Genomic DNA, 9,555 nt, shown 5'->3' with positions numbered 1-9,555 from the left:
GAAGAACGGACTCGACGCTGGTGAGCTGGGGTTGCCCACCAGCGACGAGTACCGGGTGCCGGACGGTCGGCGTTCGGACTTCGAGTTCGGCTCGCTGATCTTCAACGAGGTCACGGGTGTCGTCACCAAGGTGCTGCGCGCCTACGACGACGCCTACGACCAGGCGCTGCAGAATCAGCCGGCCGACGTCGCAGGACCCGCACCCGAGGGTGCCCCTGCGCCCGAACCGGCACCTGCGCCGGAACCGGCACCCGAGCCGGCGCCCGCGGGCTGATCCGCAGCGCACCGGCAGGAACGAGTCACCGCCACCACCGTTCGAGAACGCGGGCCACCCCGTCCTCGACGTTGGTGGCGGTGACTCGTCTGCGACCGACTTCGCGTCCGGATGCGCGTTCTCCATCGCCACACCGTGACGCGCCATCGACAGCATCGGGATGTCGTTGGGCATGTCCCCGAAGGCCACGAGAGTCTCGTGGGGAACACCCAGCAACCGCGCCATCTCCTGCAGACCGGACGCCTTCGTGACCCCCGCGGCGGAGATCTCGATCAGTCCGTGGGTGGTCGAATACGTGACGTCGACCAGCCCGTGCAGCTTCGGCACGAGAGCCTCCGCCATCTCCCGGCTGGTCGCGCCGGGGAGCCGGACGAGCAGCTTGATGGCGGGCTCACCGACCACCTCGTGCTCGGCGAGCTCGGTGTTGTCCGGATTCAACCAGGCGTGTTCGTATCCGGGAGCGCTGACGAACTGCGGCGTCGCCGCGTCGTGGGCCCGCTCCCCCACCCGCTCCGCGGCCAGACCACACCCCGGAAGCACCGACGAGGCCACCTCGGCCAGCCACGCCAGTTCGTCCGCCTCGAGCACTGCGGCGCTGAGCACGCGGTCGGTGGCACTGTCGTAGAGCACGGCACCGTTCGCGCACACCGCCATCGGCGCGTATCCCAGCTCCTCGACCACCGGCGCGATCCAGCGCGGCGGGCGACCGGTCGCCAGAACGAAGGGGGTGCCGGAGTCGACCACCGCATGCACCGCGGCGCGGGTCCGATCGGACACCTTCTCGGTGTCGTCGATCAGAGTGCCGTCGACGTCGGTGGCCACCAATCCGGGACGCGTCCCGTCGGTGGGGACAGGACGCGACGCGCCCGTGCCGTGGTCCCGATGCGGTTCTCGACTCGACTGTGCGTTCACTCCGTCATTGTGCCGAAGTACCGGGCCCGTCGCCGCCCGCATCGTTGCTCTCGCTGCCGGCGGTACCTTCACGTGTGGCACGCTCGCGTGCCTTCCGCGCTCGGCGCTCGGCGGCCGCCGCCTCGTCCAGAGCCGTCGCCTCCTCGAGGGTCGGCGCGGAGCCACCCAGACGGCGGGGCACCCAGTAGGCGCCGGGCTCGTGGACGTAGCCGTCCTGCACCCTGTGGAGCATCTCCTCCATGGTCGCGTGGAGTTGCGCGGTCATCTCCGCGGCCGGCTCGTACGGCTGGACGGGAGCGCCCACCTCGATGGTGATCGGGGTGTTCGTCCGTCCGAGCCGCTTCGGGTGCCCCTTCGTCCACACCCGCTGGGATCCCCAGATGACCATGGGGATCACCGGGACACCGGCTTCGTTCGCCATCCGTGCCGCGCCGGACCGGAACGCCTTGAGCTCGAAGCTGCGGCTGATCGTCTCTTCCGGGAACACCCCGACGAGCTGCCCGTCGCGCAGCGCCTGCACGGCGAGACGGTAGGACTCGCCGGCGTCGCCGCGGTCGACGGGGATGTGCTTCATCGCGCGCATCAGGGGACCGGAGATCTTGTGGTCGAAGACTTCCTTCTTCGCCATGAAACGGATGTACCGCTTGGTGGCCCGCGCGGGGATGCCGGCGTAGGTGAAGTCCATGTAACCGGTGTGGTTGATCGCGATGACCGCACCGCCGGTCGCGGGGATGTTGTGTTCCCCGGTGATGTCGAATTTCAGCCCTTGCGCTGCGAAGAGCGTGCGAGCGACACCGATGATGGTCCGATAGAAGGGTTCCACGCCGGTCAGCCTAGCGGGGTGCCCGGGCCACGCCCACCGGATGCGTCGCCAGGTGCCGACGAATGTGCCGGTTCCGGCTCCCCCTACCCTGGACGGTACGTAGGTCAGCACGTCAGGAGGCAGAAGGTGCAGATCACCAGCGTCGGACACGCCGGTTTCCACATCCGGACCGAGGCGGGGTCCATCCTGTGCGATCCGTGGGTGACCCCCGCGTATTTCGCGTCGTGGGTGCCGTTCCCCGACAACACGCGTCTCGACTGGGACGCCCTCGGCGACGTCGACTACCTGTACGTCTCGCACCTGCACAAGGATCATTTCGATCCCGACACGCTGAGCAGGCACGTCAACAAGGATGCGACCGTCCTGCTGCCCGATTACCCGGTACCGGACCTGCGTCGCGAACTCGAGAAGCTCGGCTTCACGAAGTTCTTCGAGACCACCGATTCGGTGAAGCACACGGTCTCGGGCCCCAAGGGTGATCTGGACATCATGATCATCGCCTTGCGCGCGCCCGCGGACGGGCCGATCGGCGATTCCGGCCTCGTCGTATCCGACGGTGAGACCACCGTGTTCAACATGAACGACGCGCGGCCGATCGACATGGACGTGATGCTCGACGCGTTCGGAAGGATCGACATCCATCTGCTGCAGTACTCGGGGGCCATCTGGTACCCGATGGTCTACGACATCCCGAAGAAGACGAAGGCCAATTTCGGCAAGCAGAAGCGCCAGCGCGGGATGGATCGTTGCCGCAGCTACATCGACCAGGTCGATGCCACCTGGATCGTGCCGTCGGCCGGCCCCCCGGTCTTCCTCGACGACGACCTGCGCGACCTCAACGACGACCACGGCGACGAGGGCAACATCTTCCCCGACCAGCAGGTCTTCCTCGAGCAGTTGCGGATCCACGGTCGCGACGGCGGACTGCTCATGATCCCCGGCTCGGTGGTGGATCTGAAGGGCAGCGAGCACATGACGCTCACGCACCCGATCCCCGACGATCAGGTCGAGGCGATCTTCACCGACAAGGCCGCCTACATCGAGGACATGGCGCAGCGTTTCGCGCCGGTCATCGCCGCGCAGAAGGCGGCCTGGGCACCTGCCGAGGGCGAGCCGTTGCTGCCCGCGCTCAAGGCGAAGTTCGAGCCGATCATGGCGCAGTCCGATCTCATCTGCGACGGCATCGGCTATCCGGTGGGTCTCGTGATGGGCGACGAGACCGTGGTGCTCGACTTCCCCAAGCGGGTCGTGCGCGAGCCGATCGAGGGAGAAGGCAAGTACCGCTACGGTTTCCGCATCGCACCCGAATTGGTGCGCACGGTTCTCCGCGACGACGAACCCGACTGGGTCAACACGATCTTCCTGTCCACCCGATTCACCGCGTGGCGCATCGGCGGATACAACGAGTTCCTCTACACCTTCTTCAAGTGCCTCACCGACGAGCGCATCGCGTACGCCGACGGCTGGTTCGCCGAAGCACACGACGACTCTGCGTCGATCGAGTTGGGCGGCTACGAGATCCAGCGTCGCTGCCCCCACCTGAAGGCAGATCTGTCGAAGTTCGGTGTCGTCGAGGGCACGACGCTGACCTGCAACCTGCACGGCTGGCAGTGGGATCTCGAGTCGGGCCGGTGCAAGACGTCGAAGGGACACGAGCTGCGCAGCAGCAAGCTGTGATCCGCACCCGACAGAACAACCTCACGATCGATCCCGGGCGGGTCGCGCCGGGGGCAACAGCCTCGGCGCGACCACACCCAGCCCGATCAGCGGAAGTACCGTCACCGCGACCAGCACCGACATCGGCAACCACAGCGAGCCGAGCGCGTAACCGGCGAAGACCGCGACCGACAGCACCTCGCTCGTGAGACCGACGACGGACGAGACGGTCGCCCGTGCGCGACCGGACATCGTGTCCTGCAGGCGTGCCTCGGCGACGATCGCCGTGTTGTGCAGCGCGCCGTAACCCACACCGATCGCCGTGAATCCGGCGATCCCGCCGGTGAGCGCCCCGCCCGCGATGAGTGCCGACCCGACCGTCACGACGACACCCATCGTGCGGCCGCTCATCGATGCCGTCCGCCCGGCGGTCGCAGCGCCGACCACCTGCCCGACCGCCGTCAGCGCGACCAGCACGGGCACGAATCCGGTCTCCGCCCCCGATTCGCGTGCGAGCAGCGCGAAGTACTCGTCGAAGGCGAGGCAGGCGAGCAGTGCCGCCGCGAGGACCACCGATCGTCGCACCGCCCGGCCGGTGCGGATCTCGGACGTTCCCGCGCGCAGCGACGACATGTAGCGGGCGAGGACGGTGTCGCCGCTGCCGGCGATCTCGTCGGCCTCCTCCACCTTCGGGGCGGCGGGAAGAATTCCCACGAGCGCGATGTCGACGACGGTGATCGCGACCGACACCCAGCCGACGAGTGCGTATCCGCCGAGTTCGAACAGCGGTGCCGCCGTGAGGATCGCGACGAAGACGCACGTCATCTCGCCCGCGGCGGCGTAACCCATGATCGCCGCGTAGCGGTGTTCGCCGCCGCGCGCGGCGAGTTCGTCGTAGACGAGGGCCTCGAAGGTGCCGGATTTCATCGACTCGCTGACACCCCACAGGACGAAGCCGAGCGCGAATCCCCAGTAGCCGGGCCAGAGCAGCCACATCGTGAACGCGGCGGTGAGCAGGGCACCGCTGCCGAACAGCAGACCGCGACGGGAGACGGTGTCGGCCCAGGCGCCCGAGGGCACCTCGGAGACGAAGGCGACGACCGACCACAGGACGAACAGCGACGAGATGGAGCGGGTGTCGAGTCCGTGATCCTCGAACAGCAGCGCGTACAGCCCGTAGAGCGGCACGAACTCACGGACGGACGCGTACGCGACCACCCGCACGGACAGCGAGGTCACCGGGCCGGATCAACATCGACGGCGCATGGAACGAGAATGGCACGCCCGGCTCCCCATGTCACGCCCTCCGCGGTGGGATACGGTCGGTCATCGTGAGCACGGACGAGCACCAGCAGCGGCAGCGTACCTACACGTGGGAAGACCCGGCGCCGACGTCGGCGGCCAACCGCGACATGCACGGTCTCGACTTCCTGCGCGGGCTGATCGACGGGACGATCCCGCACCATCCCACCTCCCGCACGCTCGGCTTCACCGTCACCGACGCCGGCCAGGGCTTCGCCGAGGTCGCCCTCGAGCCGGAGGAGTTCCACGCCAACGCGGTGGGCAGCATCCACGGCGGCGTACTCGCCACCCTCTTCGACACCGCGATGGGTTTCTGCGTCGCGAGCACCCTCGAGGCCGGGGTCGGCTACACGACCCTCGACCTGCAGGTGCGCTACGTCCGTCCGGTGCAGACCGGCAAGGGTGTCGTCCGCGTGCAGGGCTTCTGCGAGCACACCGGTCGTCGCACCGCGACCGCGCGCGGCGAGGCCCGCGACTCCGAGGGACGCCTGCTCGCGACGGGTTCGACCACCTGCCTGATCCTGCGCTGACAGTTCTCAGGCGCCGGGTTCGAGCACCTCACGCCCGACGAAGGGCACGAGCGCCTCGGGCACCTTCACCGAACCGTCGGCCTGCTGGTGGTTCTCGAGCAGCGCGACGAGCCATCGGGTGGTCGCGAGCGTGCCGTTGAGGGTCGCGGCAGTCTGCGGCTTGCCGTTCTCGTCGCGGTAGCGGACGTTCAGGCGACGCCCCTGGAAGGTCGTGCAGTTCGACGTCGACGTGAGCTCGCGGTACCGCTCCTGCGTGGGCACCCAGGCCTCGCAGTCGAACTTGCGGGAGGCCGACGACCCGAGATCACCGGCGGCGACGTCGATGACGCGGTACGGCACGTCGATGGCGGCGAGCATCTCCCGTTCCCAGCTCAGCAGACGCTCGTGCTCCGCGGCGGCCTCCTCGGGCCGGCAGTAGACGAACATCTCGACCTTGTCGAACTGGTGCACGCGGATGATGCCGCGGGTGTCCTTGCCGTAGCTGCCCGCTTCGCGACGGAAGCACGACGACCAGCCCGCGTACCGCTTCGGCCCTGTCGACAGGTCGAGGATCTCGCCCGAGTGGTAACCCGCGAGCGGCACCTCGGAGGTGCCCACGAGGTAGAGGTCGTCCTCCTCGAGCCGGTACACCTCGTCGGCGTGCTGACCGAGGAAGCCGGTGCCCTGCATGACTTCGGGACGCACGAGCACGGGCGGGATCATCATCGTGAACCCGTTCGCTGTGGCCTTCTGTGCGGCGAGCTGCAGCAGACCCAGCTGCAGCAGCGCGCCGTAACCGGTGAGGAAGTAGAACCGGGCACCGGAGACCTTGGCGCCGCGCTCCATGTCGATCAGCCCCAGCGACTCGCCGAGCGCGAGGTGGTCCTTCGGTTCGAAGTCGAAGGTGGGCAGCTCACCGACCGTCTCGAGCGTGACGAAATCGTCCTCACCGCCGGCGGGCACACCGTCCTGCACGACGTTGGAGATCGCCAGGTGCGCGCGGTCGAAGGCCTCCTGCGCGGCGTGCTGTTCGGCCTCGAGTTCCTTGACCTTCGCGGCCAGCTCCTTGGCGCCGTCGAGCAGCGCGGGGCGTTCCTCGGGGGACGCCTTGCCGACCTTCTTGCCCAGTGCCTTCTGCTCGGCGCGTGCGTTGTCGCCGGCGAGGACCGCGGCACGACGGGAGGCGTCGGCCTCGAGCAGCACGTCGACGAGGCCCGGGTCCTCCCCCCGCATGCGCTGCGACTCGCGGACGGCATCGGGATTCTCGCGGAGGAACTTGAGGTCGATCACGGGATCGAAGCCTACCGCTGCCAGAATTCCAGGTAGTCGTCGCGCCCGAACATCTTCGCTGTGTCCTCCGCGGTGGGATGTCCGTGACGCGGGTTCGCACCGGCCGCGGCGAGCACCCGCACGACCGCCTCCGCGCCCTTGAAGACCGCACCCGCGAGAGGCGACTGGCCGCGGTCGTTGAGCCGATCGACATCGGCTCCTCGGTCGACCAGGGCCTGTACGGCCTCGGCGTGTCCGTGATAGGACGCCAGCATGAGCAGCGTGTCGCCGGTCTCGTTGGTGAGGTTCACGGGAACCCCGGCATCGACGTATGCGGTGAGTGTCCCGACGTCTCCCTCGCGGGCGGCGTCGAAGGTCTGCCTGGCGATCTCGAGAATCTGCGGATCGATCGGGTCGTCGGCCATGAGCCGAAACTACCCGCGTCCACCCGAACGGGCATGATGGAAGTGATGGCCGAAGACAACAAGCCCAAGCCCGACCGTCGCCCGCCCTCGGCGCGGTTGACCCGACGCGCCCTGGTGCTCGTCGCGGCCGGTGCCGTCCTGGCGGCGATCGCGACGTTCGTCGTCGCGGGGTTCCAGGGCACCGGCGGCGGGGACGAGAACGGCGGCGCCGGCATCAGCACCACCGGCGCGGTCGCGGGGGAAGCGTTCGGTACCGCCACCTCCGGCGACTGCCTGAACTGGAGTGCTCTCGACGCGAGCGACCTCGCGAAGGTCGACTGCACCGAAACACACCTGTTCGAGGTGGCCGCCGACATCGACCTGAGCCTGTATCCCGGCACCGAGTGGGGGCCGGGATCGCGGTTCCCGTCGGTCACACGCTTCACCGAGTTGCGCGACGAGCAGTGCGCACCGGCCGCGCTGGACTATCTCGACGGCCGGTTCGACCCGCACGGCAAGTTCAGCATCGGCCTGATCAATCCCGGTGAGGCGGGCTGGGCGGCCGGCGAACGCACCCTGCGGTGCGGTCTGCAGTTCTCGTCGACCACAGGCAACCTCCTGCCGATCAAGGGCCGGGTCGCCGACCAGGACCAGTCCCGCGCATGGGACGTCGGTGTCTGCATCGGCATCAACAACGGCGTGCCCGCCGATCCGGTGGAGTGCTCCAAGCCGCACGCTTTCGAGGTCGTCGCGGTGGTCGACCTGGGCGGGCAGTTCCCCGGTGGCCTGCCGAGCATCGAAGACCAGGACGGCTATCTCGAGGAGACGTGCACGCGCCTGGTCGGCGAATACCTCGGCGACCCGGAGGCACTGCGCAACAAGACGCTGACACTGTTCTGGGACAACCTCGACTACGACAGCTGGCTCGCCGGCAGCCGCAAGGTGAACTGCTCGATCGGCAAGCAGGTCGAAGGTGGTGGCTTCTCGTCGATCACCGGCAGTGCCAAGGGCGACATCCTCATCGACGGCCAGCCGCCCGTGCCGCCACCGCCCGTTCCCGAAGGCCGGTCGCTGCCGACGCCGTTGCCGGGCGCCGTTCCCCTTCCGGGGTCCTGACGTGCCGGTGCACATGGAGGACGAGCACTTCGAGGAGCTCGTCTCGGAAGCGCTCGACGAGATCCCACGCGAACTCGCGCGGGCGATCGACAACGTCGTAGTGCTCGTCGAGCCGCGTCACGAGGACGAACCGGATCTGCTGGGTCTGTACCAGGGAGTCGCGCTCACCGAGCGCGACAGCCACTATGCGGGATCGCTACCGGACACGATCACGATCTACCGCGACGCGATCCTCGACATCTGCGACAGTGACGACGACGTGGTGCACGAGGTGCTCGTCACCGTCGTCCACGAGATCGCGCACTATTTCGGAATCGGCGAAGAGCGCCTCCACCAGCTGGGCTGGGGCTGAGGCGCTCTCCGCAATCGGTACCGGGTGCTACTTGTTGCGCGCGGCGGTCGCCTTGTCGAGGCGCGGACCCTTGGCCTTGCGCTGACCGAAGTGCGGGCTCAGCGTCGAGACGACGAACATGATGACGGTTCCGACAGCGACGACGGCCACGGTGAGCCACACGACGATGACGCCGAAGAGTTCCAACATGCCCGGTTACCTCCACAGTCGATGTCACTTCGAGGCAGACGACACACGTCCGCCCCGGGGGTCACCCTACCGTCCGCGTTCCGCCGGGTGACGACCGACTCCGACCGCACTCCGGTGAAAGCTCGGACAGTGGTGAAGTGCCCGAGCTTCGGCGTCACCGGGAGGCGGACGCGAGGGCAGGGAGGACGTGGTGCTCGAGCAGTGGCGCGAGATCGCCGGGCAGCGGAAGGGCCGCCGGATCGAGCCAGCGCGTCTCCGCGATCTCCGCAGATGCACCGGCGACCTCCACGAGCGGATGCTCGTACACGGTTCCTTCGAGCCGGTAGCCGGGTTCGTTGGCAGCGTCCGCGGCGAAGACACCGACGAGACGCAGCGACGCGAGGTCGAGCACCGCGCCGATCTCCTCCGCGCATTCGCGAACGGCGGTCTCGGCAGGGGTCTCCCCCGGATCGGGCTTGCCGCCGGGCAGCATGAATCGCGACGTGTTCCGCTTCCGCACGGTGAGCACCTCACCGGCGGCGTTGCGGAGAACGACGGCACTGACGACGATCACCCGGTCCTGAGTCACCGGATCATCGTAGGCGCCCCGGAACAGGCTGTAGCCGCCGTCGACGAGAGTCGAACTTCCGAAGGACTCTCAGGTGGCCGGGTGGTGACCCACGATCCGCAACGCGATCACGATGTACCGCTGCGCGATCTGCGCGGGGGTGAGGGGTCCGTCGAGTTGGTACCAGCGGACGATGGACTGG

General features: G+C 68.3%; 12 protein-coding genes and 1 pseudogene. 5 read left to right on the top strand and 8 right to left on the bottom strand.

The genetic code is table 11. The features are described from left to right. A partial coding sequence (locus R1101_RS26340) for a hypothetical protein (protein ID WP_037222747.1) occupies positions 1-274 on the top strand: 274 nt, incomplete at its 5' end. 25 nt (positions 275-299) lie between these two features. On the opposite strand, the pseudogene R1101_RS26335 reads toward R1101_RS26340, so the two are convergent. Then, positions 300-1,228, bottom strand: a pseudogene (locus tag R1101_RS26335) (HAD family hydrolase). After that, positions 1,191-2,009 carry a lysophospholipid acyltransferase family protein gene (locus tag R1101_RS0110050; protein ID WP_016933309.1) on the bottom strand — a complete coding sequence of 273 codons (819 nt, stop codon included), beginning with the start codon at positions 2,007-2,009 and terminating at the stop codon, positions 1,191-1,193. Before R1101_RS0110050 ends, R1101_RS26335 begins: the two are co-directional and overlap by 38 nt. Positions 2,010-2,135: 126 nt before the next feature. Between R1101_RS0110050 and R1101_RS0110045 the strand changes: the two genes are divergently transcribed. Then, the gene (locus R1101_RS0110045) at positions 2,136-3,686 is read left to right on the top strand and encodes an MBL fold metallo-hydrolase (RefSeq protein WP_016933308.1); all 1,551 of its coding nucleotides are present in this window, start codon (positions 2,136-2,138) and stop codon (positions 3,684-3,686) included. Between the two features lie 21 nt (positions 3,687-3,707). On the opposite strand, the gene R1101_RS0110040 is transcribed toward R1101_RS0110045, so the two are convergent. Next, positions 3,708-4,904 carry an MFS transporter gene (locus R1101_RS0110040; RefSeq protein WP_016933307.1) on the bottom strand — a complete coding sequence of 399 codons (1,197 nt, stop codon included), beginning with the start codon at positions 4,902-4,904 and terminating at the stop codon, positions 3,708-3,710. A gap of 92 nt (positions 4,905-4,996) precedes the next feature. On the opposite strand from R1101_RS0110040, the gene R1101_RS0110035 reads away from it, so the two are divergent. Beyond that, positions 4,997-5,497, top strand: a complete 501-nt coding sequence (locus R1101_RS0110035; RefSeq protein WP_016933306.1) for a PaaI family thioesterase — start codon at positions 4,997-4,999, stop codon at positions 5,495-5,497. Between the two features lie 6 nt (positions 5,498-5,503). On the opposite strand, the gene serS is transcribed toward R1101_RS0110035, so the two are convergent. Both serS and R1101_RS0110025 read right to left on the bottom strand, forming a co-directional pair. Next, entirely contained in the window at positions 5,504-6,766 is a 1,263-nt protein-coding gene (serS, locus tag R1101_RS0110030; RefSeq protein WP_016933305.1) for a serine--tRNA ligase, read from the bottom strand. An 11-nt stretch (positions 6,767-6,777) separates the two neighbouring features. Further along, on the bottom strand, positions 6,778-7,170 hold the full coding sequence (locus tag R1101_RS0110025) for an ankyrin repeat domain-containing protein (protein WP_016933304.1): 393 nt from the start codon (positions 7,168-7,170) through the stop codon (positions 6,778-6,780). Between the two features lie 36 nt (positions 7,171-7,206). Here R1101_RS0110025 and R1101_RS0110020 point away from each other — a divergent pair, with 36 nt between their 5' ends. Then, positions 7,207-8,265, top strand: a complete 1,059-nt coding sequence (locus R1101_RS0110020) for a septum formation family protein (protein WP_016933303.1) — start codon at positions 7,207-7,209, stop codon at positions 8,263-8,265. A gap of 13 nt (positions 8,266-8,278) precedes the next feature. Then, on the top strand, positions 8,279-8,617 hold the full coding sequence (locus R1101_RS0110015; protein WP_016933302.1) for a metallopeptidase family protein: 339 nt from the start codon (positions 8,279-8,281) through the stop codon (positions 8,615-8,617). A gap of 27 nt (positions 8,618-8,644) precedes the next feature. Here R1101_RS0110015 and R1101_RS30670 read toward each other — a convergent pair whose 3' ends face one another. The 3 genes from R1101_RS30670 to R1101_RS30185 all read right to left on the bottom strand — a co-directional run bounded on the left by R1101_RS30670 (position 8,645) and on the right by R1101_RS30185 (position 9,548). Next, positions 8,645-8,806 (bottom strand): hypothetical protein, encoded by a 162-nt coding sequence (locus R1101_RS30670; RefSeq protein WP_016933301.1) that lies wholly within the window; start codon positions 8,804-8,806, stop codon positions 8,645-8,647. Between the two features lie 154 nt (positions 8,807-8,960). Then, positions 8,961-9,374 (bottom strand): NUDIX hydrolase, encoded by a 414-nt coding sequence (locus R1101_RS0110005; protein WP_037222743.1) that lies wholly within the window; start codon positions 9,372-9,374, stop codon positions 8,961-8,963. A gap of 69 nt (positions 9,375-9,443) precedes the next feature. After that, positions 9,444-9,548, bottom strand: coding sequence for a hypothetical protein (locus tag R1101_RS30185; RefSeq protein ID WP_442969883.1), 105 nt, complete (start codon positions 9,546-9,548; stop codon positions 9,444-9,446). Positions 9,549-9,555 lie beyond the last annotated feature (7 nt).

Origin of the sequence: Rhodococcus sp. R1101 (assembly GCF_000278445.1) — a bacterium.
GTDB lineage: Bacteria > Actinomycetota > Actinomycetes > Mycobacteriales > Mycobacteriaceae > Rhodococcus > Rhodococcus gordoniae.
This window is presented reverse-complemented; position numbering and strand designations above follow the sequence as displayed.